General features: G+C 70.8%; 19 protein-coding genes. 7 read left to right on the plus strand and 12 right to left on the minus strand.

The window, feature by feature from the left end:
- Positions 1-10: 10 nt before the first annotated feature.
- On the minus strand, positions 11-1192 hold the full coding sequence (locus OG698_RS10145; RefSeq protein WP_406102739.1) for an acyl-CoA dehydrogenase family protein: 1182 nt from the start codon (positions 1190-1192) through the stop codon (positions 11-13).
- A gap of 135 nt (positions 1193-1327) precedes the next feature.
- Between OG698_RS10145 and OG698_RS10150 the strand changes: the two genes are divergently transcribed.
- Positions 1328-3082, plus strand: a complete 1755-nt coding sequence (locus OG698_RS10150) for a CoA transferase (protein ID WP_406102740.1) — start codon at positions 1328-1330, stop codon at positions 3080-3082.
- A gap of 73 nt (positions 3083-3155) precedes the next feature.
- On the plus strand, positions 3156-4835 hold the full coding sequence (locus tag OG698_RS10155; protein ID WP_406102741.1) for a class I adenylate-forming enzyme family protein: 1680 nt from the start codon (positions 3156-3158) through the stop codon (positions 4833-4835).
- A gap of 55 nt (positions 4836-4890) precedes the next feature.
- Here OG698_RS10155 and OG698_RS10160 read toward each other — a convergent pair whose 3' ends face one another.
- From OG698_RS10160 to OG698_RS10190, 7 genes are all read right to left on the minus strand, one after another.
- Positions 4891-5706: a metal ABC transporter solute-binding protein, Zn/Mn family gene (locus OG698_RS10160; RefSeq protein ID WP_406102742.1), complete on the minus strand. Its 816-nt coding sequence runs from the start codon at positions 5704-5706 to the stop codon at positions 4891-4893.
- Positions 5655-6533: a metal ABC transporter permease gene (locus OG698_RS10165; RefSeq protein ID WP_406102743.1), complete on the minus strand. Its 879-nt coding sequence runs from the start codon at positions 6531-6533 to the stop codon at positions 5655-5657. Before OG698_RS10165 ends, OG698_RS10160 begins: the two co-directional genes overlap by 52 nt.
- Entirely contained in the window at positions 6530-7165 is a 636-nt protein-coding gene (locus tag OG698_RS10170) for a metal ABC transporter ATP-binding protein (protein ID WP_406102744.1), read from the minus strand. The genes OG698_RS10165 and OG698_RS10170 overlap by 4 nt, the downstream gene beginning before the upstream one ends.
- Positions 7162-7788: a copper chaperone PCu(A)C gene (locus OG698_RS10175; protein WP_406102745.1), complete on the minus strand. Its 627-nt coding sequence runs from the start codon at positions 7786-7788 to the stop codon at positions 7162-7164. Before OG698_RS10175 ends, OG698_RS10170 begins: the two co-directional genes overlap by 4 nt.
- A complete protein-coding gene (locus tag OG698_RS10180; protein WP_406102746.1) occupies positions 7785-10079 on the minus strand; it encodes a heavy metal translocating P-type ATPase in 2295 nt (764 codons plus the stop codon). Before OG698_RS10180 ends, OG698_RS10175 begins: the two co-directional genes overlap by 4 nt.
- Positions 10076-10345, minus strand: a complete 270-nt coding sequence (locus tag OG698_RS10185) for a hypothetical protein (protein WP_406102748.1) — start codon at positions 10343-10345, stop codon at positions 10076-10078. The genes OG698_RS10180 and OG698_RS10185 overlap by 4 nt, the downstream gene beginning before the upstream one ends.
- A 717-nt stretch (positions 10346-11062) precedes the next feature.
- Positions 11063-11335 carry a hypothetical protein gene (locus tag OG698_RS10190; RefSeq protein ID WP_406102750.1) on the minus strand — a complete coding sequence of 91 codons (273 nt, stop codon included), beginning with the start codon at positions 11333-11335 and terminating at the stop codon, positions 11063-11065.
- A 233-nt stretch (positions 11336-11568) separates the two neighbouring features.
- Here OG698_RS10190 and OG698_RS10195 point away from each other — a divergent pair, with 233 nt between their 5' ends.
- The gene (locus tag OG698_RS10195; protein WP_406102751.1) at positions 11569-13662 is read left to right on the plus strand and encodes a tetratricopeptide repeat protein; all 2094 of its coding nucleotides are present in this window, start codon (positions 11569-11571) and stop codon (positions 13660-13662) included.
- 612 nt (positions 13663-14274) lie between these two features.
- Here OG698_RS10195 and OG698_RS10200 read toward each other — a convergent pair.
- Both OG698_RS10200 and OG698_RS10205 read right to left on the minus strand, forming a co-directional pair.
- Positions 14275-15885: an alpha/beta fold hydrolase gene (locus OG698_RS10200; RefSeq protein WP_406102752.1), complete on the minus strand. Its 1611-nt coding sequence runs from the start codon at positions 15883-15885 to the stop codon at positions 14275-14277.
- An 18-nt stretch (positions 15886-15903) separates the two neighbouring features.
- Entirely contained in the window at positions 15904-17451 is a 1548-nt protein-coding gene (locus OG698_RS10205; RefSeq protein ID WP_406102754.1) for an alpha/beta fold hydrolase, read from the minus strand.
- Positions 17452-18070: 619 nt separating this feature from the next.
- Between OG698_RS10205 and OG698_RS10210 the strand changes: the two genes are divergently transcribed.
- A complete protein-coding gene (locus OG698_RS10210; RefSeq protein WP_406102756.1) occupies positions 18071-18526 on the plus strand; it encodes a MarR family winged helix-turn-helix transcriptional regulator in 456 nt (151 codons plus the stop codon).
- Complete coding sequence (locus OG698_RS10215) at positions 18519-21086, plus strand: MFS transporter (protein ID WP_406102758.1); 2568 nt, start codon at positions 18519-18521, stop codon at positions 21084-21086. The genes OG698_RS10210 and OG698_RS10215 overlap by 8 nt, the downstream gene beginning before the upstream one ends.
- A gap of 1100 nt (positions 21087-22186) precedes the next feature.
- Here the strand turns inward: OG698_RS10215 and OG698_RS10220 are convergent.
- A complete protein-coding gene (locus OG698_RS10220; RefSeq protein WP_406102759.1) occupies positions 22187-23287 on the minus strand; it encodes a hypothetical protein in 1101 nt (366 codons plus the stop codon).
- 326 nt (positions 23288-23613) lie between these two features.
- Here OG698_RS10220 and OG698_RS10225 point away from each other — a divergent pair, with 326 nt between their 5' ends.
- The gene (locus OG698_RS10225) at positions 23614-24108 is read left to right on the plus strand and encodes an integrase core domain-containing protein (RefSeq protein ID WP_406102761.1); all 495 of its coding nucleotides are present in this window, start codon (positions 23614-23616) and stop codon (positions 24106-24108) included.
- Positions 24109-24295: 187 nt separating this feature from the next.
- Here OG698_RS10225 and OG698_RS10230 read toward each other — a convergent pair whose 3' ends face one another.
- Positions 24296-25186: a LysR family transcriptional regulator gene (locus tag OG698_RS10230; protein ID WP_393705967.1), complete on the minus strand. Its 891-nt coding sequence runs from the start codon at positions 25184-25186 to the stop codon at positions 24296-24298.
- Between the two features lie 266 nt (positions 25187-25452).
- Here OG698_RS10230 and OG698_RS10235 point away from each other — a divergent pair, with 266 nt between their 5' ends.
- Positions 25453-26640 (plus strand): MFS transporter, encoded by a 1188-nt coding sequence (locus OG698_RS10235; RefSeq protein ID WP_406102763.1) that lies wholly within the window; start codon positions 25453-25455, stop codon positions 26638-26640.
- Positions 26641-26827: the final 187 nt, after the last annotated feature.

The raw sequence follows: 26827 nt of genomic DNA on the forward strand, positions 1-26827 counted from the left end.
GGCAAGGAGCCTATGGAGCCGAGGACCTGAGCACGCGCCGGGCCACGGACGTGATGTGGAGCTCGTCCGGGCCGTCGAGGATCCGTGCCGCGCGGCCGGTGCGGAACAGCGCGGGCAAGGCCGTGTCCGGGCCGAGTCCGGCCGCGCCGTGCACCTGGATCGCCGCGTCCGCCACCTGCTGGAGGGTGCGGGCGGCGGCGACCTTCGCCAGGCCTACCTCCACGTGTGCGTCGAGCCCCGCATCGAGGCGGGCCACGGCCTCGTACACCAGGGGGCGGGTCGTGCGCAGTGCGAGCAGCGACTCGAAGACGTGCTGCTGGACGAGTTGGAGGTCGCCGAGCGGGCCGCGGGAGCGGGAGCGGGTCGCCGCGCGCGAGAGCAGCAGGTCGAAGGCGCGCCGCGCCTGGCCGAGCCAGCGCAGGCAGCGCAGGGTACGGCCGAGCTGGAGCCGTTCGGCGGCGACGTCGAGGGCCTTGCCCCGCTCACCGACGAGATGGTCGGCGTCGACCGCGACCTCGTCGAGCTGGATCTCCGCCTGCCCTGCCGCGCCGAGCACCGGCAGGTCGCGCATGACGCGGAAGCCGGGTGTGTGGGTCGGCACGAGGAACAGCGAGAGCCCTTCGCGGTCCCCCGGTTCACCGTGTGTGCGGGCGAGCACGGTAACCAGGTCGGCGTCGGCCGCGCCGCTGGTGAACCATTTCCGCCCCGTCACCCGCCAGCCCTCTCCGGTCGCGTCCTGCATGGCCCGGGTGCTGGTGAGGAACGGATCGGTGCCAGGAGTGTCGGGTTCGGTCATCGCGTAGCAGGCCCGTATCTCACCGGCGGTCAGTGACCTCACGTACCGCTCACGGACACGCGGGCTGCCGTGCCGCCACAGCATCAGGACGTCGAGCAGCGGCACCGAGCCGAGGGCGGCCGGCCCGTGGTCGCTCGCCCCTTCGGCCTCGGCGAGGTGGGCGTACGACCTCAAGGGCAGTCCCTGTCCGCCGAGTTCGGCAGGGAGCGGCAGCGCCCACAGCCCTTCCGACCTCGCCTCGCCCTGCAGTCGGCGCAGGGCTGCGCCCGCTTCGGTGCCTCCGGCGTCGAGGACCGGCTCGCACGGCATCACCCGGTCTCGTACGAAGGCTGCTACCCGGCCCCTCAAGTCCTCCATGTCGTACGGGCATCGAGGGGCACCGTCGAGCTGCTGCATGCGATCTGTCTCACTTTCCACCGGGTCGGCGGGAACCCGGGCCGTCGACCGGCCGACTCCCTCTTCCGTGGAACTGGTCGGAGGTGACCGCCTCCGAGTTCCCGTGCGCCACGACACCTTCAGGAAGGGAGAGGCATGGCAACCCCAGCCACACCGGCCCTCGCGCGAACGGCAGGCCCCACCGAACCGCTCGCCGGGCTGCGCCTGGAGCACTCGGGCCCGCCGGGTCCGGCGGACGCCCTCGTCACCGATCATCTGCGGCTGCTCGGCGCGGAGGCGGAGGGCACGGCCCGCACAGGAGGGCAACTGACCCTGCGCGACCCCGGCCTCGGCGAGATCGCCGCACACACCGTCTGGGGCGAGACAGGCTCCGACGAGGCCACCGTGCAGGCGGCCACCGGCATCATGGCGGTGCACGGCCGCCGCGACGGCTCCCCGCGCGGCCTCGCCGCCGACTACGCCGCCACCGCCGCCGGTGTTCTCACCGTGCAGGGCGTGCTGGCCGCGCTGGTGGGCCGAGCGCGCGGTCTTCGCGTCGACCGGGTCGAGGTCAGCGCCGAGCGGGCCGGGCTGCTGGCCGTCTCCCAGTACCTGGCCGCCGCAGGAGCCGAGGAGGGCGAGGCGTCCGAACTCGCCACGGGTGGCCCTCCGTTCACCTCCGCCGACGGGACGGTCTTCGAGCTGGAGACGCTGGACCCCGGGGTCTGGGCGGAGTTCTGGCGCGCGCTCGACGCCCCCGAGAAGGCGATACGCGGCGGATGGCGACCCTTCCAGTTCCGGTACGCCACGGCCTGCGCGCCCTTCCCGCAGGAACTGCACACCGTGGCGCGCTCGTGTGCGTGGGATCGGATCCGGTACGCGGCCGGGACATCCGGGGCAGACGTCTGCCCCTTGCGGTCGCTGGCCGGGCGGGCGAGCGAGTACGACGGCGCACCGCCCTGGAAGCTGGCTCCGCACGACGCCGCGTACGCCTCCTCACAAGCCCCCGAAGGGCTGCCTCTCGCCGGGTTCACCGTCCTGGAGGCCGGTCGACGCATCCAAGCACCGCTCGCCGCGCACCTGCTCGGCCTGCTGGGCGCGGACGTCGTCCGGATCGAGCCGCCGGGCGGCGATCCGCTGCGCGGGATGCCGCCCTCCTGTTCCGGGATCTCGGCGCGCTGGCTCGCACTGAACCGCGGCAAGAAGGCCGTCGAGGTCGACATCAAGTCCTCCGCCGACCGGGCCCGGCTGTGCGCCATGGCCGCCGGCGCCGATGTCTTCCTGCACAACTGGGCGCCGGGCAAGGCGGCTCAACTCAGCCTGGATCACGATGACTTCACCGCCACAAATCCCGCGCTCGTCTACGCGTACACGAGCGGCTGGGCGGACCGGCTGCCCGGTGCTCCCCTGGGAACCGACTTCATGGTGCAGGCCCGCACCGGCGTCGGCGAGGCCGTTCGCCCCGCCGGCGAGCCGCCCGCACCCTCCCTGATGACGCTGCTCGACGTGCTCGGCGGACTGCTCGGCGCCGAGGCCGTACTGGCCGCGCTGTTGCTGCGCGAGCGCACCGGGTGCGGGGTGCGGGTCGATTCGTCGCTGCTCGGAGCCGCAGACGTGCTCACGGCGTCCGCCAGAGCGCGGGTCGCGCAGGGCCTCGATCCGCGGATGCCGGCCGGGTTCCGCCGCCCCTTGCGCACCGCGGACGGCTGGATCGCCCTCGCCGACCAATGCGCGATCCCGAACGGCGAGCTGACTCAACTCCCCACAGAACGTGCCCTGCTCGAACTGAACGAGCGGGGACTGAGCGCCGTCCCCGTCGTCACGGACCTCGCCGATCTCGTCACCGCGGGGTCCATCGGCCGTGACGCCCACGGCGCCCCGGCCGTCCCCGCCCCCTGGACCTTCGGATGACCGGCGAACGCGCCACCCCCGACGCCCGCGCCACCCCCGCTCACCGCTCCACCGACGAACACGGGAGCCCGGCATGACCGTCGACCTGCACGACCTGCTGCCCGCCCAGCTGCGCCGCACATGGGCGCTCGACGGCACCTGCCCCGACCTGGACCTGTACAGCCTCTACCGGGCACACCAGATCGCCGACCCGCACCGCATCGCGGTCATCGACGGCAAAGGGAAACTCTGTTACACCGCGCTCGACCGCAAGGTCCGATGTCTCGCCGCGGGCCTGACCGGGCTCGGCATACGCGCGGGTGACGTGGTCGGCATACAACTGCCCAGCGGGCGGGGCGCCGTCATCGCCGATCTGGCGCTCGCCGCGCTGGGCGCGGTCGCGCTCCCGTTCCCGGTCGGGCGCGGCCGGAGCGACGCGGCCTCGTTGTTGCGCAGAGCGGAGGCAGTCGCGGTCATCGCCGCCGCCGACCACCGTGGGAACCGGCACGCCGCCGACCTCCTCGCGATCGGCACCGAACTGCCCGGCCTGCGCACGGTGATAGCGGCCGGGCGCGACATCCCGGAGGGCTCGGTCGCGCTCTCCGCCCTGCTGCGCACGGACCCGACCCCCTTCGTCCCGGCGCGCCCCGACCCGGACTCCGCCGCCCGCATCCTGGTCTCGTCCGGCTCCGAGTCCGAGCCGAAGATGGTGGCGTACTCGCACAACGCGCTGGCCGGCGGCCGCGGCAACTTCCTCGCCACGCTCATGCCGGACGGGCGGCCGCCGCGCTGCCTGTTCCTGGTGCCGCTGGCCTCGGCGTTCGGCAGCAACGGCACCGCCGTCGCGCTCGCCCGGCACGGCGGCACGCTCGTCCTGCTGGACCACTTCACGCCCAAGGCGGCGCTGGAGGCGCTGACCGCGCACGAGCCCACGCACGTCCTGGGTGTGCCGACGATGATCCGGATGCTGCTCGACAAACTCGCGGAGAGTCCGGTGGGCGACGGTCCGGCGTTCCCGCCGCCCACCGCCCTCGTCGTCGGGGGCGCGCCTCTCGACGAGGCTACGGCCGACGAGGCGCGGCGCGCCTTCCGCTGCCCGGTGGTGAACCTTTACGGCTCGGCGGACGGCGTCAACTGCCATACCGGGCTGGGTGATCAGGCCCGCGACGGTGGGGCCGGCGGTCCGGGCGTCATGGCGGGCCGCCCGGACCCGCGCGTCGCTGACATCCGCATCGCCGTGCCCGGGGCGCCGCTCCTGGAGGAGGTGCCGCGCGGGTCCGTCGGTGAGATCGTCGCGCGCGGCCCGATGACGCCGCTGTGTTACGTCGCCGCTCCCGATCTCGACACCCGCTACCGCACCGCCGACGGCTGGGTGCGTACCGGTGACCTCGGCCTCATCGAGGACGACGGCAGCCTGCGGATCGTCGGCCGCCTCAAGGACGTCGTCATCAGGGGCGGGGCCAACATCAGTCCGGCCGAGGTGGAGATCGCTCTTGCCGCGCATCCGCTCGTGCGCGATGTGGTCTGCGTCGGGGTGCCGGACCCGCTGATGGGCGAGCGGCTCGCCGCGTGCGTCGTGCCGCGCGGCGAGGCCGCACTCACACTGGAGGCCCTGGGCGCTCACTTGGACGTACAGGGCCTGGAACGGCGTAAGCACCCCGAACTGCTGGCGGTGGTGGGCGAGTTGCCACTCACCCCCGCCGGCAAGCCGGACCGGGCACTGCTGCGCGAGCGCTGCTCCGGGCAGGACGCACCTCTGGCGCCGACCGGGTGAGGTGGGACGGTGGGCCGCCGGTGACCAACCGGCGGCCCACCGTCCGTCGCCCCTCTCAGGACGCGCCGCCCATGGCCTTCCTGATCGTCTCAGCCGCGTTCCGGTACACCGGCAGCAACTCAAGGTCCTTGCCGGGGTAGTTGACGATCTCGATCTGCCGGGCGCCCGAGTCCGGGAGCACCTTGCCGGTCGTCATGTGCACATTGTCGAACACGAACTGCGGCTTCTTCCACGTCAAGTCCGACAATTGCGCGGCCGTCACCGCGTCGGGGCCGTACATGCCACGCACCTGTGCACCCGCCATCTTCGCCGCCCACGCGGAGTAGACCTGGGTGACGACGGACGGCGCCTTGCCGTGCGGCCACGCGTCCTTCAGCCCTTTCTGGAGCGTGCCGTATTCGCTCTTGAAAGTCTTGTCCCACTTCGTCGCGGCGCCCTGGGTGCCGAACAGCTTGCCCAAGCGCGTGACTTCGGCGCTCGCGTGGCCGGCGTCGTTGTCGAGGCCCACCTCGACCAGCTTCGCGTCGGACCCGGCGGCCTCCTTGACCTTCTTCGCGTACGGTTCGAACGGCGCGTACAGCACGAAGTCGGCGTCGGCGACCGCGGCGAGGTCGGAGGGCGTGGGGTCGTAGTCCGGGGCGTGCTGCACGGACTGCGGAACGATCACCGTCACGTCCTTCGCCCCTGCGGCCTTGGCGAATGCGCCCTCCCAGGTGGTGGTGGCCACGACGACGGGGGCGCCGGCTTTCTTGTCCCCGCTGCCGGGCGAGGCGCCGGAACCGCACGCGGTGACAGCGAGAAGCAGTACGGCACCGGTGGTCAGTGCGACGACGGGAGGGAGCGGGTGCGTGCGGACGCGGTTGCGCGCCATGAGCTGATTCTCCGTTCGGGAATGAGATGGGCGGCCAGGACCAGGGCCCCGGCCGTCAGGACGAGCACGGGGCCGGGCGGCCAGTCGAGCAGGAGGGCGAGCAGGAACCCGGTGAGGTTCACGACGACTCCGATACAGACCGCCCAGGCGGTGATGGACTTCAGGGACGTGCCGAGGCGTCGCGCGGCGAGGGCGGGCAGCAGGGTCAGCGCGTCGACGAGCAGCGCGCCGGTGAGTTTGATGGCTCCGGCGACGGACACCGCGACCAGGACGAGCAGCAGCAGCGTCAGGCGGTCGACGTGCACGCCCGAGGTCAGGGCGAGTTCGCGGTCGTACAGGAGCAGCGCGAGGTCCCGGCGGCGCCACCAGAACAGGGCCGGTACGAAGACAGCGAGCGCGCCGAGCAGCCACAGGTCGGCCGTGCCCACGGACAGGATCGAGCCCCACAGCAGCGCGAACGCGCCCTGGGCGTTGACCCCGGACACCGCGAGCACCAGCAGGGCTGCCGCGATCGCGAGGCTCATCAACAGGCCCATCGCGCCGGAGAGTCCATCGGGTGTACGGGCGAGCGGCGCGACACCGGCGCCCGCGAGCGCGCACGCGAGCAGCGCACACAGCATGGGATCGAGCCCGGTCAGGAGTCCGAGGGCGATGCCGAGGAGCGCTACGTGCATCATCGCGAACCGCACCGGCATGATGTCGAGCCCGACGATCACAACGCCGATCACGGGCAGGCCGACCGCCGCCAACAGCAGTGCGAAACCGGCTCGTTGGACGGGAATGAGCTGGAGAAGCTGCCCCAGGTCGGCAGCGGCGCCGGTGGTCATCGGACCTCCCTCAGGCGTCCCGCCGCCATTTCCACGACGCGGTCGCAGCGGTCGGCGAGGGCCCGGTCATGCGTGACGACCACGACGGTCGCCGGCAGTGAGAGCAGGACGTCGGCGGCTTCCTCCTGCCCGGCGAAGTCGAGCGCGGCGGTCGGCTCGTCGGCGAGGAGGACACCCGCGCCCGCGGCGATGGTGCCTACCGCGCGGGCGAGGTACATCCGCTGGAGCTGGCCGCCGGACAGCGTGTGCACCGGGCGTCCGGTCAGCACCCCGACGCCCAGCTTCCGGGCCGCGTCGCCCGCCTCTCGCGGATCACCACTGCTGGCCAGAAGCTCGCCCGCCAGCAACGGGAATCGGCCGGTAGCCGGCTTCTGCGGAACCCAGGCACACGCCCGGCGCCGCCAGGCCCACTCGGCGGGGCTTCCGGCGCCCCGGCCGCCGACGAGGATCTGCCCGTCCACCCGGCGGTGCAGGCCGAGCACCGCACGTATCAGCGTGGTCTTCCCCGAACCGTTGGTCCCGGTCAGGGCCACCCGCTCGCCGGCCGCGACATCGAGATCCACGCCCTCGACGGCCGGAACCCGGCCGTGCCGGCAGCCGACGCCACGCATTCGTATGTCGAGTCCGCTCATCCCACCTCCTCCTGATCCACCTGCTCGTCCTGGCTTCCTGAGAGGAGTCGGAGACGGGGTGCGGTGAGTTCCCGGCTTCCCGGCGGATTCGCGGGAGCCGCCGACCTCAGCCGCTCCCCCGGGCGGACCACCACGGCCACCGTCTCGACGGGTCCGCTGAGCCGGAAACGCAGGGTGAAAGGCACGACGTCGCCCGCGCGCCACCCGGCACCGGCCCGCAGCGTGACCCCGACCCCGGACGGCCCCATCGCGAGGTCGCCGCCCGCGGGGACCTCGACCGAGGCCAGCGGGCCACGGTAGGCGGCGCCCCGGCCTGCCATGCGGTGGCGGCTCAGAGAGACCTCACCGACAGCCGAACGCGAGGTGACTGCGACCAACTGGTCGCTCGAACCGCCGGAGTTGGAGAGTTCGAAGTACGCCGCGGTGTCCCTGCTCTCGCCGTACGGCATAAGGACCCGTCCCGGTGTGACGGCGATGTGTGGCGGACTGCCGGCATTCCCGGCGCGGACCCAGGCGGTCAGCCCGCCCAGCGCCACGCCGCAGGCGGCGAGCGGGGCGAGCGCGGTCAGCAATGCGGCGGTGACGCGGCGGCTGGTCGGCCGCCACAGACTGTTCGTGCTCATCGGGCACGCCTCCCCGCAGTCTCCCGGGAGGCCCTGGGGGCGGGCGACGACTGCCAGGTGCGCAGCCGCAGACTGTTGCCGACGACCAGCAGGGAGCTCGCCGACATCGCCGCCGCGGCGACCATCGGGTTGAGCAGTCCGACCATCGCGAGGGGAACGGTCACGGCGTTGTAGCCGAATGCCCAGACGAGGTTGACCCGGATGGTCGTCAGGGTGCGCCGGGCGAGCCGGACGGCGTCCGCCAGCGCCTCGATGTCGCCGCGCACCAGGGTCACATCAGCCGCACCGACAGCCACGTCCGCGCCGCAGCCCATGGCGATGCCGAGATCGGCTCCGGCCAGCGCGGCGGCGTCATTCACACCGTCACCGACGACGGCGACCCGGTGGCCGCGTTCCTGCAGGGCCCGTACGAGAACGGCCTTGTCCTCGGGAGTGCACCGGGCGCGCGCCTCGTCGATGGCCAGCGCCGTCGCGACCGCTCGGGCCGGCGCCTCCCGGTCCCCGGTGGCCAGCACCGGCCGTACTCCGAGACGTCGCAGCCGGTCCACGGCCCGGTAGCTCCCCGGCCGCACGACGTCACCGACCTCGATGACGGCCTCGGCCACGCCGTCCACGCGCACGAGCACCGGCGTGTGCGCGGTGGCCTCCGCATCCGTCAGCGCATCCGCCAGCACGTCGGGCAACTCGCCCTCCGGGGTGCACACTTCGACCTGTCGGCCTTCTACGAGACCGCGCACGCCCTGCCCCGGCCGGGCACGGAAGTCACGCACGCCGGGCAGCACCTGGTGGGAGAGTTCCCGACGGGCGTACGCGGTGATGGCCCGCCCCAGGGGGTGCTCCGAGCCCTGCTCGACACCCCCGGCAAGGCGCAGCACTTCTGCCTCGCCGAGGCCGTCCGGCACCGCCGTGATGCGGGCGACGCTCATGTGCCCGGTCGTGAGAGTGCCGGTTTTATCAAGGACGACGACGTCGACGTGCTGCAGCCCTTCCAGTGCCTGCGGACCACTGACCAGGACGCCGAGACGGGCTCCACGGCCGGTGGCGGCCAGCAGCGCGGTCGGCGTCGCAAGCCCCAGGGCGCACGGGCACGCCACCACCAGTACGGCCACGCTCGCGGTGACGGCCGCCTGCGGATCGGCCCCGGCCCCCAGCCAGAAGCCCAGCGTCGTGACAGCCAGCGCGAGCACCACGGGCACGAAGACGCCCGCCACCGCGCCGGCGATCCGCTGCGCCTTCGCCTTTCCGGCCTGGGCATCGGTCACCAGCCGGGCGATCCGGGCGAGTCGGGTGTCGGTCCCCACCGCCCCGGCGCGCACCAGCAGCAGCCCACCGGCGTTGACCGCCCCGCCGACCACCTTCGCCGCCGGCTCGACCTCTACGGGGTCGCTCTCCCCGGTGACCAGGGACAGATCGACAGCCGACCGCCCCTCCACCACGGCACCGTCGGTGGCCACACGCTCGCCCGGCCGCACGACGAAGAGGTCCCCGACCGCCAATTGCTCGATGGGTACGAGCAGTTCGGAGTCACCCTTGCGGACCGCCACTTCCTTGACGGCGATCCGGGCGAGCGACCGCAACGCCGCGCCGGTCCCCCGCCGGGCCCGCGCTTCCAGCAACCGCCCCGCCGAGACGAACAACGGCACGCCCACAGCCGCTTCCAGATACACATGGGCCACGCCGTCAGAGGCCGAGGGGATCAGACTGAACGGCATCCGCATCCCCGGCACCCCGGCGCCGCCCACGAACAGCGCGTACGCCGACCAGCAGAAGGACGCCGCCACGCCCAGCGACACCAGGGTGTCCATGGTCGCCACCGAGTGCCTCAGCCCGCGCAACGCCCGCACGTGGAACGGCCACGCGCCCCACACGACGACCGGTGCGGCCAGCACGAAACACAGCCACTGCCAGTTGCGGAACTGCAGCACCGGCACCATCGACAGCACGAGCACCGGCACCGCGAGGAGCGCCAGACCCACGAGCCGGTCCCGCTCCTGCCGGAGCCCCGGTCCCGCGTCCTCGCCTTCGCCGCCTTCTTCGCCCTGCTCACGAGTACGGGGATGTTCGGGCAGTGCGGCCGTGTATCCGGCCTGCTCGACAGCGGCGACGAGTTCCTCGGGGCCGACGCGCGCCGGGTGCGTGATCCGTGCCCGCCCGGTCGCCAGATTGACGCTCGCGGTGACGCCCTCCAGCCTGCCGAGCCGCTTCTCCACCCGCCGCACGCAGGCCGCGCAGGTCATCCCGCCGACGGTCAGGTCGGTGAACACCTGACAGGTCGCCGCCTCGGTGCTCACCGCCCGCCACCCTCTTCTTCCGTCGCGCCCATCCCGTCCATACCGTCCATGTCACCCATGCCGCCCGCGCCGCCGCCATCGCGATCGCCAGGGCTCGTGCGGGTGCCGTGCATCCCGGGGGCGACCGGCCCGACGGAGCCTCCGACGGCGTACGACACCGCGAAGACCAGCACGAGCAGCAGGAGGAATCCGCAGAGGGCAGGCGGAGGTGCCCACTTGCGCACCACCGACCGCACCCCCTCGGTGAGGTGCCGGGACTCGACCATCAGCTGTGGCTCCAGATCCGTCGAACGGCTTCACCCGGATGTGAGCCGTGCCGCTTCAGCAGTCGGTTCAGCGAGCGGCGTGGTTCCCGGACAGTCGCGGGACGTCACTGCACCGCAGGCAGCCCGGGTCCCGCGCAACGCACGTCCACCGTCGGCATCGTCCCGTCGACGAGGTACGGCGCCGTCTCGTCCACGCAGGCGTTACCGCGGCTGGCGAGGACCCCGGCTGCTGCCACTGAGCGACCACGACAAGGACGTGGAGATTCTTGCCCTCCGCCATCAGATCGCCACCTTGGAGCGGCGACTCGGGCCCGTTTGAGCTGCGTTCCGGCCCGAAGACCGGGCCTTCCTGGCCGCACTGCCGAGTCCGCTACCTGGGTCGGTGCTTCGCCGGCTGCGGCTGCTCGTGCGGCCGGAAACGGTGCTGCGCTGGCACCGCGACCTGATCAAGAGGGCACCACGCACAGGCCTCGCGGTCACGGCGTCCTGGGCGTCCGCCCACCGTCCGCTCCATCCGGGGTCTGGTATTGCGCCTGGTGCGGGAGAACCCCGGTTGGGGTTCTGGAGCACCCACATCGGTCATCGGCGGCCGGCGCGCCCCCTACTCCCCGGTGAGCACCCTGACGACCTTCCACGTAGACCGCGGATTCGTGGGCGCCAGGGAGGGGCTCCGGCCACGAAGAAGTCCGCCGCGCAGTACGAGCACGACTGCCCCCCTCAGCGCGGCCATGTCCCCTCCCGGTCGCTGGCGTGCTCACTGGGGAACGGGTCTGCCTGGCTGCCTTCAACCGGGTGGCGGCGCGGGGTCAGTGCCGCCGAGAACGCGGTGAACAGTGACACGCGGGCCTCGTCGCTGCGGGTTCCGCGCAGCGACCATTTGAAGCCGAGGAAGAGCAACAGTTGCCTCAGCAGCGCTGGGACCGTGAACGCGACAAGGGTCAGGATGCCGAGAGGCGTTGAACCGTCCAGCCAGTGGGGGACGAAGGGCATGAAGGACCTCCCGGGACCACGTCGGTTTCAGACCAGGTGACTGCTCCGAGTGCACCCCGAAACGGTGATCCACAGTCAATTCCGGGATACCTGACGGAAGTTCCGGGACAGCCGTTGAAGGTGCTCAGACGTCCGGGAAGGATTGAGACGGTGTTCTGGACGTCCCTGGACAGTGCCGGACTTGCTCGCACATCCTGGACGCCAGTTCCGAACGGCACCGTGGAGAGGACGCTGTGGAGACGTGGCGGCAGTTCAGGTCGGCGCTGGTCCGGCTCATGCAGGACGGGGGTGTCACACCGGGGCAGATGGTGAAGGCCGCCGAGATCCCGCCCAGTGCGCCCGCCGGAAGGGACGTACCGTCCTTCCTCACCATCAGACGTTCCACCCTCTATGGCTATCTGAAGGAGAACGACGACCGGGTCGGCAACGGAGACTGGCAGGTCATCGACAACCTTCTGCGGTGCGTTGCCTTCGTGGCCGAGGCCAACGGCAGAAGGCTCAGCATCGACTACGGATCCTGGCAGAGCGCCTGGCAGCGTTTGGTGGGCCAGAAGGGAGCCCGGCGGCCGAGCATCCCCGCCGGCTGTTGGATCGGCAGCTGGGACGGCCAGGCGGACGCCGTCCTCGCGCAGTCCTCGGTGCAGGAGTTCACGGACTGGCCCCCGGGGCAGAGTCGACTCGACCTTCTGTCGCAAGCCGTGGCGCGCCTCGGCTCGGCCTACGAAGCCCGATTGGCGAAGGAGGCTGCCCAGCGGCTTGTCGACGGCGCGATGGCGGAGTTGGGTGAGGCCAGCCCCAAGACACTTGCGGCCCGGCACGCGCTCGCCTTCTGGACCGGACACTCCGGATCGGTGCGGGACGCACTGGCCTTGACGTCGAGCCTGCGCGCCGACTGCCGGGCACATCTGGGCGACGACCATGTCCTCAGCCGGCTGGCCGCCATCCGGGAAGCCCTGTGGACCGGCTACACCGGTCGCTGGCACGAAGCCAACCGGCTCTACGTCGAAGCGGCCCGCACGGAGGCGAACCGCGCGGACCGGGACCCGGGCACCTGGCTCCTCGCACGTTGGGGCATGGCGCGCTCGGGCGGGCGCAAGGGGAACTGGATGCACGCATACGTCGAGTTGGGCGACCTGTTGCCGTCGGTGACCGAGCACTTCGGGCCCGACCATCCGGCCGCGCTCGACGCGGGACACGCCTACGCCTGGTCCGCCGGGCGCGCTGGAAGGGCCCAGGAGGCATCCTCTCTGCTGGAGGGGCTCGCCGACCGGGCGGACAGCGTTCTGGGACCCGGCCATCCCGCCAGTCTGCGTCTCCGTATTTCCCTGGCCCACTGGACCCGTGTCTCCGGCGCGGTCGACCGGTCGCTGCCGATGGCCGCCGCCATCAGCAGGCAGTGCGAGGTGCTGTTGGGTCGGGACCATCACTTGACCATCCACGCGGCCGAGGTCGAAGCGCTCTGTCTCCTGGAGTCCGACCAGGACGCAGCACTCATCGCCCTCTCCGACGTCGCAATGCGCACAGAGCTGAGCTTCGGGCCCACGCACCCCCAGACACTGCAGGCGGCGTCCAACCACGCAGCGGCCCGGGCCGTCGTCGAGGGACCGGAGCCTGTCCTCCCAGTCTTCGAGGACCTCGCCGAACGGATGAGCCGAGCCCTCGGGGACGAGCATCCCGACGCGCTTCGGATCCGCATGAACGTCGTCATTGCCACCCTGGACACGCAGGGTGCCGGGGCAGCCCAGCGGCTCTGCGAGCGGACCGTCGCCTCGCTGCGGAAGGTGCTGGGCGACGATCACCCCGAGACCGTCGCGGGGGCGGATCTCCTGGCGACCATCGAGACGTGGATGCAGACGTCCGAGGAGCCGACAAAGCGGCGCCCGGCGTCAACGTGGTCCGACTCGGGGTACTCCAGCAGTTCCAACTCTGGCGGAGGCGATGCGAGCGATCGAGCCCTCAAATGCCGAATCTCCCCGGTCAGTTGGCCCTCCGGGCCGAAGACGGCAGACCATGTCCCGAATCCGCCGGGCGACGACCCGAGCCCGACGCTCACGCAGCGGGACGGATTCGCCATCCTGCAGGCTGTCGCCTCCGTGCCGGTCAGCAGTTGGAGCTACCGGGGCGAGGAGCACGTCCAGCACCTCGGCCCGATGGCACAGGACTGGCACGCCGCATTCGGCCTGGGCCCGGACGATCGCTCCATCCACCTCGTCGACGTGAACGGCGTTTCCATGGTCGCCGTGCAGGCCCTCTACCGCATGGTGCAGAGCCTGCAGTCCGAAGTGAGCGAACTCCGGGCACGGCTCAACCCCGATCGCGATGAATGAGTCGTCGTTCTACTGGTTTAGTCATCATGCGGGCGGCCCTTGTCCCGTTGGTTCACAATCGGCCAGTACGAGCGTGGGGGCGGCTTGCGCCGCTCACGCGATGACGAAGGCGACGGTCAGGTCCGTCCGCTCCTCCAACCGACGGGCGTCCCCCGCACCAGGGTTGAAGAAGCTGTGAGGTTGCTTCTACCGGAAACCCCATCTGTACGGGCCAAGCGGCATGTTGGTACTCGTGAAGGGTGCCTGCGCCTGCCGATTCATCCGCCAGTTCGAACTCCACTGCAACCTCCACCGCCCCCACCAAGCGATGCATCAGGCAGCACCCTTACGCGCTGTCCCCGAACCGCTCGCCCCTGCACAGATCTCCCACCTCGACGTACGACGAAGAGACCGCCTCGGCGGAGTCCTCCACGAATACCAACATGCCGCTTGAACAGCGCGGATAGAGTTTTCGGCAGGCGCAACGTCGACGGACCGGCCGGACGCCCGCACGTGGACGCATCCCCAGCGTCCAAGCGATCTGCGTAGACCCGCCCGTGGGCGGCGGGGAGCCGCCCACCGCCCGGCGCGTAGGGCTGGTCGGGGTGGGTGTTCGGTGGAGCAGCCGGCGGCTCAGGGACCGATCTCGAACTTGGGCAGTTCGAGGCTGTTCAGACATGCGGTCTTCGGTGCAGCCGGTGTGTCGAAGAAGGAGACGGTGATCTCCTGGGCGCACTTCGAGGTGGCGAACACCACGTGCGGCTCGTACGGGACCGTGACGACCTTGGCCTTGCTCAACGTACGGGCGACGTACGGCCCGTTGTCCGCCCCGGTCTGGGAGTCGAAGCTGCCCGACAGGGCGAGGGTGGGGATGTCGCCGCGGGTCACGTCCCGGATCGAGCGTGGTGCCGCGGGGACGTTCCAGACGTCGCAGTCCGGGCGGAGGAACGTGAGCTGAGGGGCTTGGGCCTGGACCGAGCGGGGGAAGGAGGGGAACGCGTCCTGTCCGCCTTGGAGCGCTGCTCTCTTGCTCTCGTACGGCGTCCACTCGCTGCAGAAGACTCCGTAGACGAGACCGTGCGCAACCCTGCCCATGGCCTGGGGGCTCAGCTTGCCGCCGGCCCACTGCTGAGCGATCCGCTGGGGCTTGCCGTGCGCCAGCTCATCGAGGGCGATGGGTACTTGGGGCGCCACGTGGGTGGCGGAGGTCATCCAGTTCACCAGTGCCCCGCCGTCCAGTACGACCTTCACCGGCTTGTCGCTCCCGGGGAGCTTGACCGTGGTGGTGACCGGCTTGGCTTCGAGGTCGCGGACGAGCTTGTCGAAGGTGGCCGACAGGTTCGGGTAGCGCTTGTTGCACGCGGGCTGGTCCGCGCAGGCCTTGAACAGACCGTCGAAGCCCTGCCGGGCACTGCTCCAGGTCAGGGCCGAGCCGCCCTTGGACGGCGGCAGTATGCCGTCGAGGCCCACCGAGCGGAGCCCGTCGGGGTGCAGGCGCATGTAGACGAGTGCCAGGTGGGTGCCGTAGGAGATGGCGTACAGGTTCCACTGCTTGATTCCGAGCGCGGTGCGCAGGTCGTCGTAGTCGGCGGCGCTCTCGATGTCGTTGTAGGCACTGAGGTCGATCCCGCGGGCCGCCAGCTGGTCGTGGCAGGCTTTCGTGGCCTCGACGTGCAAACCCTTGGTGGACGGCGCGTCGTAGACGAGACCGACCGCTTGCGCGTTGAACCTGTCGATGTTGGGACACAGGAGGTTCGGCTGGGCCGAGTACGTACCGCGCTGGGACATGAGGATCACGTCACGGTCGCGGTTCAGGCCGCCGTCGGTCGCCATCTTCGCCTCCCCGACCGCGTCGTCCCCTGGTCCGCCCGCGAGCCACACGATGGGGTCGGGTTTCGGTGTGGCGGACTTGGCGGGCACGATCGCGACACCGAGTTTGATCGTTTTACCGGTCGACTTGGCGCGGTTCTCGGGCACGGTGAGGGATCCGCAGCGGGCCCCCTTGAGCGCCTCGACCGGTTCCGGCGTCTTGGGGCAGGGGCCCCGTTCGTAGCTGGCGTCGCCCACCGTGCGTGCGGCCGTGCCGATCGGCGCCTCGGGGCCGGCGCTGGTGTCGGTGCGGGACTGTGCCTGAGCAGGCGCCGCGAGCAGGCCGGTGACGAGGAGACCGGTTGCTATGCCGACCGACGTGGCCTGAAGTCGTCGTACGGGGCGTCGACGACGGGGCGCGTGGTGGAAGGTCATCTGCCCTCCCCCTCCCAGTCATTTCGGGGTGATCGTGAACGGTTCGGGCTCGAGACCGTCCACGCACGAGGTGTCGGGGGCGGTCGGGCGAGCGAAGAACGACGCCAGCACGCGCTGCGCGCAAGGCGACTGCGGGACCACCCAGTGGCCGATCCCGGGGACCTGTATGGCGGTCGAGCGGGACAGGTTGCGGGCCACGCCCTTCGCCCAACTCGCCCCGGTCTTCGCGTCGAACGTGCCGGAGACGACGAGCGCCGGCACCGCGCTGACCGTGGCCACCCGCTGTACCTTCGCGCGGTCCGGAACGTTCCAGATCCCGCACGCCGGGTACTGGAAGGGCAGCTGCGGCACCTGGGCCAGGACTGTGTCCGGCCACCCGGGGAAGGCCTTGCGCCCCGCTTTCAGCACGTCGGATTCCGAGTAACCCGGAGCCCACTCGCCGCAGGCTATCGAGTTCGTCAAGCCGTGCGCGAAGACGCCGACGTTCTGGACCGAGCCTGCCGCGCGGGCCTGCGCGAAGCGCTTCGGATTTCCGCGGCTGAGTTCGTCGAGCGCCGCCGGAATGTCCTTGGGCCGGGGGGTGAAGGCGACGATCAGGTTCAGCAGCGCGCCCCCGTCGAGGACGACCTTGACCGGCTTTTTTCCGCTCGGCGGCGTGACGTTCAGAGTCAGGGGGTGAGCCTCCAGTTCGCGCACCTGCTCCGTCAGCAGGCGGAGGAGGTCCGGGTAGCGGTCCTTGCAGGCGGGCTGCGCCGCGCACGCCTTGAAGATGTTGCGGATTCCCTCAGCGGCGCTGCCCCATCCCCACGGCAGGGTCGCGACCTGGGGAGGTGTGATCGAGTCGATCGCCACCGCGCGGATTCCCTCGGGGTGCAGGCGCAGGTAGGTGAGGGCCAGATTGCTGCCGTAGGAGTACCCGTAGACGTTCCATTGGGGGATGTCCAGCGCCTTGCGCAGGTCGGCGAAGTCCGCGGCGTTCTCGGTGGTGTTGTAGGCGCTCAGGTCGACGCCGGCGGCCGTCAGGCGGCCCCGGCAGTCCTTCACCGCCTTCAGCATGAGTTGTTCCGCCCGCTGTGAGTCATATCCCAGGCCCACGGCCTGCGCGTTGAACCGGTCGACCTCAGGGCAGGCGAGGTTCGGCTGGTCGTAGAGGTTGCCGCGCTGGGCCATGACGATCAGCTCGCGGTCCTTGTTCAGGCCGGAGTCCATGAGGAAGGGAATGTCGTCGAACGTGTCGGCACCGGGGCCGCCCGCCATGAACACCACCGGGTCCTCGGAGGGCTTCTCCGCAGCGGCCGGAATGACCGCCACGGCCAGCTTGATGGTCCGGCCGCCGGAGCGGGAGCGGTTCTCGGGGACCTCCAGGAAACCGCACCGTGCCTTGCTCAGCGCTTCGATGGGCTCAGGCGGCTTCGGACAGGCACCGGGCACGAACCTGGGGGCTGCCGGGCTGGGCTCTGCGGCCTGGGCAGCTGCTGATGAGGCGCTGATCGGTGTGGTGCCGAATGCTGCCACGCAGCCCAGAGCGGCCGCGGCAGTCACCGCGTGGATGCTGCGCTTTGGCATGTGATCCCGTTCCTCTGCCGACATCGGCGGCGGCCACTGACGGGACCAGGCCGCGACGGATTGGGCGGAACGCGCGTTTTCGACGGTACCGGGTGGCGCATTCGGGTGCACGCGGAACGCTCACAACCCGTAACCCCCCGGCCCATCCGACACGATGGGACGCGCGCCGCATCACCCGCGGGGTGACCAGCAGCTTCATCGCCCAACGGTGATGCTTGCCCAGCAGCCGCAGCAGGGCGGCGAGCACCGCACGATCCCCGCCGGTGAAGACGGGCTTGGGGCTGCTGCGCTGCAGGACGGCCAGCGTGACCCTGAAGCCGCAGCTCAGCGTGGGTGACCGGGGATATCGGCACCCTCAGGCCTCTCGCGTCGGCCCCTTCGCTACCGGCGCATCAGGCCGCCACATGCGCCGGGTCGTGCATCCGAGGCCCCGTACCGGACACCGTTACGGGCCGTCTACACTCACTTGGTAGCTACAAGCAATAAAGTGTGAGTGGACTGGGGACGGGCAATGGGCAAGGGGACGGTCCGTGACCGCGCAGCGGGGGAACATAGGACAACCGGGGACACCGGGGTCGCGAGTGCCGAGGAGGCCGGGGCAGGACTGGGGAGCGAGATCGTGCGCTTCACCCGGCTGGTCGCGGCGCGCAGGCACCAGACCAAGCTGGAGCAGGGCGCCGGTGAGCGCGTCCTGCTGGCCCGGCTCGTACGGGACGGGGAGCAGCGGGCCACCGATCTGGCCGCCGAGACCTTCCTCGACCTGTCGACGGTCAGCCGTCAGGTCCGCTCCATGGTGGAGCGCGGCCTGATCGAGCGGCGGCCCGACCCGGAGGACCGGCGCGGCACGCTGCTGCACGCGACCGAGTCCGGCAGGGCGGTGTACGAGAAGTACCGCCGGCAGCGCGACGCGCAGCTGGCGGAGCTCCTCGACCCCTGGCCCCCCGAGGACCGGTATCAGCTGATCCGGCTGATGACACTCCTCAACGACGACCTGGTAGTGCATCAACAGAAACGCCACGGCGACGGGACTCAGCCCGAAGCCGTGGCGCAGCAGGGAGCAAGCAAGCATGAGTGAGGCCGTGTCGGCGCCGCGCCGAGACACCGCGAAGCACACGGAGGCGACACCCGCTTCCTCCGGCGGTGGCCTGAGCCACCGCCAGATCCTGACCATTCTGAGCGGTCTGATGCTGGGCATGTTCCTGGCCGCGCTCGACCAGACCATCGTCTCCACCTCGATCCGCACCATCGCGGACGACCTGCACGGCCTCAGCCAGCAGGCGTGGGCGACGACGGCGTACCTGATCACCTCGACGATCGCGACGCCGCTCTACGGCAAGCTGTCCGACCTGCACGGCCGCAAGCCCTACTTCCTGGGCGCGATCAGCATCTTCATCCTCGGCTCGGCGGCGTGCACGTTCTCGACGTCGATGACCGAACTCGCCGCGTTCCGCGCCCTGCAGGGCATCGGTGCCGGCGGCCTGATGTCCCTCGCCCTCGCGATCATCGGCGACATCGTGCCGCCCCGCGAACGGGCCCGCTACCAGGGCTACATGCTCGCCACCTTCGCCACCTCCAGCGTCGCGGGGCCGCTCATCGGCGGCTTCCTCGCCGGTCAGGACAGCATCCTGGGCGTCGTCGGCTGGCGCTGGGTGTTCCTGGTGAACGTGCCGATCGGCATCATCGCGCTGTTCGTCGTCGCCAAGGTCCTCAACATCCCGCACACCCGCCGCGCCCGGCGGATCGACTGGTGGGGCGCGTTCACCATCGCGCTCGGCGTCGTGCCGCTGCTCCTGGTGGCCGAGCAGGGCCGCGAGTGGGGCTGGGACTCGTCCAGGTCCCTTTCCTGCTACGGCATCGGCGTCGTCGGCATCATCTCCTGGATCCTCGTCGAGCGCCGGATGGGCGACGACGCGCTGATCCCGATGCGCCTGTTCCGCAACGCGATCTTCAGCAAGACCAGCCTGCTGTCCGTCCTCATCGGCGCGGGCATGTTCGGCGGAATGCTGATGATCCCGCAGTACCTGCAGATCGTGAAGGGCGCGAGCCCCACCAAGTCCGGTCTCGAGATGCTGCCGCTGATGCTCGGCATGATCATCGCGTCCATCGTCTCCGGCCAGATCACCGCGAAGACCGGCCGCTACAAGATCTTCCCGACCATCGGCACCGTCCTCATGGTCACGGCGCTGCTGCTCTTCCACTTCAAGGTCCAGTGGGACACTCCGCTGTGGCAGAGCATGATCTACATGCTCGTCTTCGGCCTCGGCCTCGGCGGCTGCATGCAGACCCTGGTGCTCGCCGTGCAGAACGCCGTGCCGCCGCAGGACATGGGCGTGGCGACCGCATCGTCCACGTTCTTCCGGCAGATGGGCGCCACCGCCGGTACGGCCATCTTCCTGTCGGTGCTGTTCTCGAACGTCGGCGACAAGATCTCCTCGGCGTTCAAGTCGGCCGCCGGGACGCACCAGTTCCAGTCCGCGCTGCACGACCCGGCGGTCCTGTCCGACCCGGCCAACAAGCCGGTCCTCGACATGCTGCAGCACCCCGGCGCGGGCGGCGGCAGCTCCGACGTACTGAGCGACTCGTCGTTCATCCAGCACCTGGACCCGCGCCTGGCCGAGCCCTTCAAGCAGGGCTTCGCCGACTCCATGCACGTGGTGTTCCTTATCGCGGCGGGCGTGATCGCGGTCGCGTTCCTCATGGTCCTGTGGACCAAGGAGGTCCCGCTGCGCAAGATGTCGGGCCTCGAGGCGCGGGCGGCGGAGGAGGGCAGCACCGCTTCGGATGCCGCCGCCGAGACGCCCGTGACGGCGATGGCTGACACGGCGGAGGCGGTAGAGGCGGCCCCGGTCGCCTCGCTCGCCACCGCCCTCGCGGACGAACCCGCCTCAGGTGTCCGCGGCCACATCCGCGACATCGCGGGATCGCCCGTGGCGGGCGCCGTGGTCACGCTGATCGACCTGCGCGGCAGCCAGCTCGGCCGTACGACGACACAGGCGGACGGCCGTTACGCGGTCGCCGCGCCCGCCGAGGGAACGTACGTCCTGATCGCCTCCGGCGGTGCCCGGCAGCCGCAGGCCACCACCATCACGGTGGCCGACGGCCTGGTCGACTTCGACCTGGTGCTCTCCGGCGCGGCCGGCCTGACCGGCACGGTCCTGGCCACCCCCGACGACCGGCCGCTGCCCGGCGCCCTCGTCACCGCGACCGACGTGCGCGGCGAGGTCGTCGCCTCCGCAGCGGCCGACCACACCGGCGAATTCGGCATCGCCGACCTGGCCCCCGGCAACTACACCCTCGTGGTCAGCGCCCCCGGACACCGTCCGTCGGCCCTGCCGGCAGAGGTCGCGGGCAGCACCGCCAACCGCTACGAGATCCGCCTCGCCCCTGGCGCCCACGTCCACGGCACCGTCCGCAACCGCGCGGGCCACCCGGTCGACGACGCCCGGGTCACGCTCCTCGACGCGGCGGGCAACACGGTCGCCACGACGGTCACCGACGCGCACGGCGCCTACGCGTTCAACGACCTGGACACCGGCGACTACACCGTGATCGCCACCGGATACGCGCCCCAGGCCGTGCCGCTGCGGGTGAGCGGCGAGGGCGAGAAGGACGCGGACGTGAATCTGGGGCACTGACCGACACAGGTGCCTCTGAAAGCCTTGAAGAGCGTTTTGTCCTGGCAGGGGTGTTTGGTAAGTCCCGGCAGGCCAGAGGGGTAGTGGCCGTGCGCGTGAGCGTGTCAGGATCCGCTCGTGGAATGTGAGTGTGCGGAAGGGCGATGCGGCAATGGCCCGTGCCGCCGACTGAGCGGCACGCGGAAATCTTGTTCTGCTCCTGGTGCTACGCCGCCACGCATGTAGGTGGTGAGTGGTTCGAGATCGCCCGGCCGCCGTACCTGCCGATGGAGATGCGCTGGGAGAGGGCCGTTGCTAACGGCCTTCCTCCTGACGTCGCCCACGCCTTCGGCATCTTCGACAGGACGCTATGCGGGATCCAGGAAGCGGGCATGTCGCCGTCCGACTATGGGCGGTTGAGGAGCGGGAGAGCGCTTGTGGCGCCTGCCGGGAAGCGGTCCTTACCGAGTTGGCGCTCAAGCACAGTGATCTGATGGCGCAGGGCGAGGATCTCGGCGTGTCCCGCTCGGAAATCCGATTCCGGCTCTGGCCTGCAGCTTGTCCACGCGTAGCAACGGCCTCCACGGCACCTGGGTGATCGTTCGATGTCGCCGTCGATCGTCGCCACGCTGGTCCGGAATCTGACCAAGGTGCCCGCCGCCGTGTTCCGCAGCCGCGTGGCCAAGGACGCCGAGGTGTTGGCGTGCGGCACGAGAACGCCGTGCTGCGCCGCCAGATCGCCCGGGTCCGCTACGAGCCCGCCGACCGGATCCGGCTCGCCCTCCTCTCCCGCTCGTCCCGCGGGAGCACTGGCGCCAAGCCTTCGCAGTCACCCCCATCCCACTGCTGCGCTGGCACGAACGACTCGTTGTCCGGACGTGGACTTTCCCCCGACACCGCCGCCCGGGCAGACCCTGCACCGCATCCTGTGAGGCTCAAAAACACGAATCGTCGTCCCGCTTTGAAGCCCCTCGCCGCAAACAACCAGGCCGGTATCGACCCCGTGGCTTTGTCCACGAGAACGGACAGCAGATATTCACCACTTCGGGAGGCTCCGCTGCCCAGCGCTGTTCGAATGCGGCAGTTGCGGAGAGTGCGTACTGACGCCCCGTGTCAGTTGGCTAGAAGACGCCGGTGCGCATGTACTGCGTGAGGTTCTCGAGGATCTCACGCAGCCACGGGCTGCGGACGGCGGGCAGCCGGACCAGGGTGTGCTGGAAGGTTCCCGGGTCGGCCCGGAACAGATGATGGGGACGCGGCGCGGGCGGATCGTCGCGCAGAACGCCGTCGGGCATGGTGCCTGACGCAGGCAGGTGTAGGTGTGGCTCGGGGAAAGCCAGCCACATCCACACCCCGAACGGCAGCGGCACCGGGTATGCCGATGCGGCCGGGCCGGTCGGGCTCCAGGGCTCCCCTGTCTGCGGGTGGGTCGGCAGGAGGAGTATGTCCGCGTCCGGGACGGACAGTCCTGGTCCGGCCAGGACGGCGCGCCGCGCTGGCGGGCCCGCAGGCAACAGGGCATCGAGGGCGCGTTGAAACACTTCCGCGGTCAAGCCGTGCGGGACGGTCACCGGCCGACCGTCCGAGGCTGCCAGCAGGTGGGCGAGCGCCCGGCCGGCTGCCGCTTCCCACTGCGGGCTCCATGACCACCAGTGGTCCAGCCCGAGCAGCGAGCCCCATCGGGTGATCGGCTCGAACGGGGGTGTGCCTTTCCCCTCCACCAACAGTTCCGCCCAGGAGAGCGTTGCGGTGTCGGAGTTGTCGACGGGGAGGCGGCGCACGGCGTCCGGCGCGAGCCAGACCGCCTGCCAGAGCGAGCAGTCGTCGATCCGGTTCGCGACGGGCAGGCCGCACGTCTCGCAGGCCATGTTCGGGCCGTCACCCCAGTCGAGGCCGCAGCAGTAACCGCCGCCTTTCTCCGGGATGAGCGTGGTGCCGCGGGTATCCCCAGGTGCGATGACGATCATGTCGGGCGCGCCGTCGGACAAGGCGTAGACCGGCGCGTAGATGCCACGGGCCGCCGCCTCGTCTGGATGGATCTCATCCCACCTCCGCCACGGCGGCCCCCAGAACTGCGGATCCACGGCGAACGTGCCCGACTCCATGAGCACCGGGAGCTGAATCCCGTTCCCGTACTTCTGATGGGCGTGGGCCGGCAGTGCGACCTGGGACAGCGGGATGGTCAGTCTGGCACCGCACCCTGCACACACGAAAACGAACAAACATCCTCCGCTAGAGAAACAGAGGGCATCGTCGCAGCTCCGCAGCGGACCGGCCAACGTGTTTTTCATCCGCTGCGGGGCCGAGCACCGCCACGGCGTAAAGCATCACCGTTCGAATCCTCAACGCGCCTGGCGCCTCCCGAAGTGGTGAACATCTGCTGTCCGTTCTTGAGCCAGAACCCGTTCCCGTGGACAAAGCCAACCCCGCCCCACGTCGTACCGGAGCAACCTGAAGGCAGTTCCTCACAGCCCAGGCCGATCACATCGTCGCCGTCGACTTCCTGCACGTCGACACCATCAATCTCAAACGCATCTACGCCCTGGTCATGCTCGAACCCGGCAGCCGCCGTGCACACCTGCTCGGCGACACCGCACACCCCACCGGCCCATGGACCACCCAGGCCGCCCGCAACTTCCTCATGGACACCGGCATGAACATCGCAGACATCAAGTCCCTGATCCGTGACCGCGGCAGCCAGTTCACCGCCGCCTTCGACGCCGTCTTCACCGACGCCGGCCAGCGCGTCCTCAAAAGCCCGCCCCAGGCCCCGAATGCGAACGCACACTGCCAAAGGTTCAACGGCACCCTGCGCCGCGAGCTCCTCGACCGGACACTCATCCTCAACGAACGGCACCTGCGCCGAACCCTCACCAGGTACCTGGAGCACTACAACGTGCACCGGCCTCACCGCGCACTGAGCCAGCTCTGTCCATCGCAAGCTGAAGCCAGACCGCCACGCCCCATCGACCTCGCCGAGCACCGCGTCCACCGCACAGCGGTCCTCGGCGAACTCACCAACGAGTACCAGACCGCCAGTTGACACCACTACGAACCCGCAGATCAGCGGCCGAATCCCATATTTGAGCCCCACACGCTAGAACCGACGCCGCCTGTGGACGACGGCAGCCTGAGCGTCAGCGGATGCTGCGGCAGATGTCGCGGCCGGAGCGAGGCGAGCGCAGGGGGCCGGACACCACCGACGGGAGACGCGGGCCGCGGCCCGCGCGTCACAGGGCGATGACGTGGAGGTCGACCAGGTCGAGCAGCGCCCGCAGGGCCGAGCTGGGCCGCCGGGTCGACGACGTGCCGAGATGCATGCTCCAGCGGAGCATGGTGCCGTGGACGTCCAGGACTTGCAGGCCGGGGGTGCGGGCAACGGCGAACGCGGGCAGGAAGGCGATGCCCAGACCGTGCCGGACCAGTGCCGCCCCCATGTCGATGTCGGGCACTTCCAGTGCCACCCGGCGTACGACGCCCGCCACCGCGAACGCCCGGTCGACCACCTCGCGGTTGCCGTAGCCCGGCGGGAAGTCCACGAAGGGCTCCCCCGCGAGGTCCGCGAGTGCCACCTCCCCCCGCTGCGCGAGCGGATGGGCGGCGCTCACCACCAGGACGAGCGGCACGGTGGCCAGCTCCCGTGCGTCGATCCCGGCGGGTTTGTGCTCGGGCAGCGACAGGAAAGCCACGTCCAGGTCCCCGCTGAGCAGTGCGTGCGCCAGTCCCGCCGATCCGGTCGTCGCCAGCCGCAGCCGGACGTCGATCGCCGGATGCCGCGCGTGCAGCTGCCCGAGGAGCGCAGGCAGGTCCACCACCTCGACCGAGGCCATGGCGCCCACATTCACCGTGCCGCGCAGCGTGTCCTGTGCGGCGCGCACGGCGTCCTGGGCCGCCTGGGCGGCGTGCAGGGTGGCCCGAGCCTCCGGCAGCAGCGCCGCGCCCGCCCCGGTGAGCCGGACCTGCTGCGACGTGCGCTCGAACAGCGCGCAACCGAGCTCGCGCTCCAGGGAGCGGATCGCGGCGGACACCCCGGACTGCACCACGTGCAGCCGTCGGGCGGCACGCGTGAAACTCAACTCCTCGGCGACCGCGATGAACTGCTCCAGCTGACGTAGCTCCACGCGAGAAGTATCACTCGCAGTGCTCGAGCCCAGCAAAAACATTCGTTGGCACTGATCCCGGCTGGTGAGGAGACTGGAAAGCGCCATCCACTTCCGCCCGAGGAGGGGTACCCCTGCCTGCCGTTCCGACGCCGCTGAGCCGTCCGACAGCCGACGCTCCCGACGACCCGACCCATCCGATCCCAGCACCCGCTCCCGCCGACCTGCCGCCCCGCGCCCCCGCCCGGCGTCGTGCCTCGCACACGACCGGCTTTTGGTTCGTGGCGGTGGCCTTCACCGTGCTTATGGCCTTCGGTACCGCGCCGACCCCGCTGTGGCCGCTGTACGAGGCCCGGGACCACTTCGGCGCGACCACGGTCACGGTGGCGTACGCCTCGATGGTCGTGGGCGCAGCGGCCGCCTTCCTCGGACTGGGACACCTGTCGGACCGGCTCGGCCGACGGCGCGTCATCGTCCCTGCGCTGCTGGTTGGCATCGTCGCGTCGGTCGTACTGATCGCGTGGCGGGACCTGCCGGGGCTGATCGCGGGCAGGATCCTGAACGGTGTCGGACTGGGGTTGATGGCGTCGACCGCGACGACGTACCTGCACGACCTCCACCACGAGGCCCGTCCGGAACGGACGGGTTCGGTGCTGCCCGGCATCGTGGCCACCGCCGCCAACCTCGGCGGCCTGGCCGCAGGGCCCCTGGTCGCCGGAGCCGCCGCCGAGTGGCTTCCCGCGCCCCTGATCACCGCCCAGGCGATCTTCACGCTCGCCATGGCAGTGTGCCTGGCGCTGGTGCTGTCCACCCCGGAGACCGTGGACCTGGAGCTGCCCGCGGCCGAACCGCCCAGCAGGTTCGTCCTGCGCCCCGGCGGCGGGCGGACGTTCGGCGCGGCCGGCGCGCTGGGCGCCTTCGCCTTCGCGATCCTCGGCCTGATCTCTTCCCTCGGGGCGAGCGTGCTCCATGGCACCCTGCACACCGACTCGCACCTCGTGGTCGGCTTGTCGGCCTTCCTCATGTTCGGTTCCGCGGCGGCCGCCCAGCTGGTGCTGGGCCGCCTCCCACTGCCCCGGGTCCTGACCGTGGGGGCAGTGGTATTCCCGGTCGGCCTGGTCCTGTGCGCCGTCGCCCTCTACCACCCGGCGCTCTGGCTCTACCTGGTCGCCGTGTCCCTGTCGGGAGCCGGCTCCGGGCTGCTGTTCAAGGGAGGCGTCGAACGTGCCGTTTCAGTGGCCGAGCCCGCCTCACGCGCGGGGGTCCTCGCCGTGTTCTTCGTCGTCGCGTACCTGGGCATGGGCCTGCCCTCCGTCCTGTTCAGCATCGCCCTGCGGCATTTCGCCGCGCAGACCGCGATGATCGGCTTCGCGGCGGTCCTCTCCTGCGGCGCCGTTGTGTCGGTCGCCGTCGCGTTGCGCGACCGCGTACCCGGTCCCGGCGCGCTTTCGGCGCAGTCCGCTCGCCCCTCCTGACCTCCCTGCGGCGCATGCGACACCGGTTGTCCGGGAGGCGCGGACCTGGGCACTCGGTGCGGGCGCGCGTGACACGGATCCATGGCAGACGGGAGGCCCGAGATGTCTGCGGAATCGGCCAGAACGATCGCGCTCCCCTCCGGTGAGGAGATCGCGGCGCTCGGGCAGGGCACCTGGTAAACCGCCT

Origin of the sequence: Streptomyces sp. NBC_01003 (assembly GCF_045162695.1) — a bacterium.
Classification (GTDB): domain Bacteria; phylum Actinomycetota; class Actinomycetes; order Streptomycetales; family Streptomycetaceae; genus Streptomyces.

Excerpts from the sequence above, each read along its gene's own strand:
- OG698_RS10225 (WP_406102761.1), top strand. The coding sequence starts at position 23,614 with ATGCTCGAACCCGGCAGCCGCCGTGCACACCTGCTCGGCGACACCGCA.
- OG698_RS10185 (WP_406102748.1), bottom strand. The coding sequence starts at position 10,345 with ATGGTCGAGTCCCGGCACCTCACCGAGGGGGTGCGGTCGGTGGTGCGC.
- OG698_RS10215 (WP_406102758.1), top strand. The coding sequence starts at position 18,519 with ATGAGTGAGGCCGTGTCGGCGCCGCGCCGAGACACCGCGAAGCACACG.
- OG698_RS10175 (WP_406102745.1), bottom strand. The coding sequence starts at position 7,788 with ATGAGCACGAACAGTCTGTGGCGGCCGACCAGCCGCCGCGTCACCGCC.
- OG698_RS10190 (WP_406102750.1), bottom strand. The coding sequence starts at position 11,335 with ATGCCCTTCGTCCCCCACTGGCTGGACGGTTCAACGCCTCTCGGCATC.
- OG698_RS10200 (WP_406102752.1), bottom strand. The coding sequence starts at position 15,885 with ATGACCTTCCACCACGCGCCCCGTCGTCGACGCCCCGTACGACGACTT.
- OG698_RS10155 (WP_406102741.1), top strand. The coding sequence starts at position 3,156 with ATGACCGTCGACCTGCACGACCTGCTGCCCGCCCAGCTGCGCCGCACA.
- OG698_RS10170 (WP_406102744.1), bottom strand. The coding sequence starts at position 7,165 with ATGAGCGGACTCGACATACGAATGCGTGGCGTCGGCTGCCGGCACGGC.
- OG698_RS10205 (WP_406102754.1), bottom strand. The coding sequence starts at position 17,451 with ATGCCAAAGCGCAGCATCCACGCGGTGACTGCCGCGGCCGCTCTGGGC.
- OG698_RS10165 (WP_406102743.1), bottom strand. The coding sequence starts at position 6,533 with ATGACCACCGGCGCCGCTGCCGACCTGGGGCAGCTTCTCCAGCTCATT.
- OG698_RS10150 (WP_406102740.1), top strand. The coding sequence starts at position 1,328 with ATGGCAACCCCAGCCACACCGGCCCTCGCGCGAACGGCAGGCCCCACC.
- OG698_RS10145 (WP_406102739.1), bottom strand. The coding sequence starts at position 1,192 with ATGCAGCAGCTCGACGGTGCCCCTCGATGCCCGTACGACATGGAGGAC.
- OG698_RS10160 (WP_406102742.1), bottom strand. The coding sequence starts at position 5,706 with ATGGCGCGCAACCGCGTCCGCACGCACCCGCTCCCTCCCGTCGTCGCA.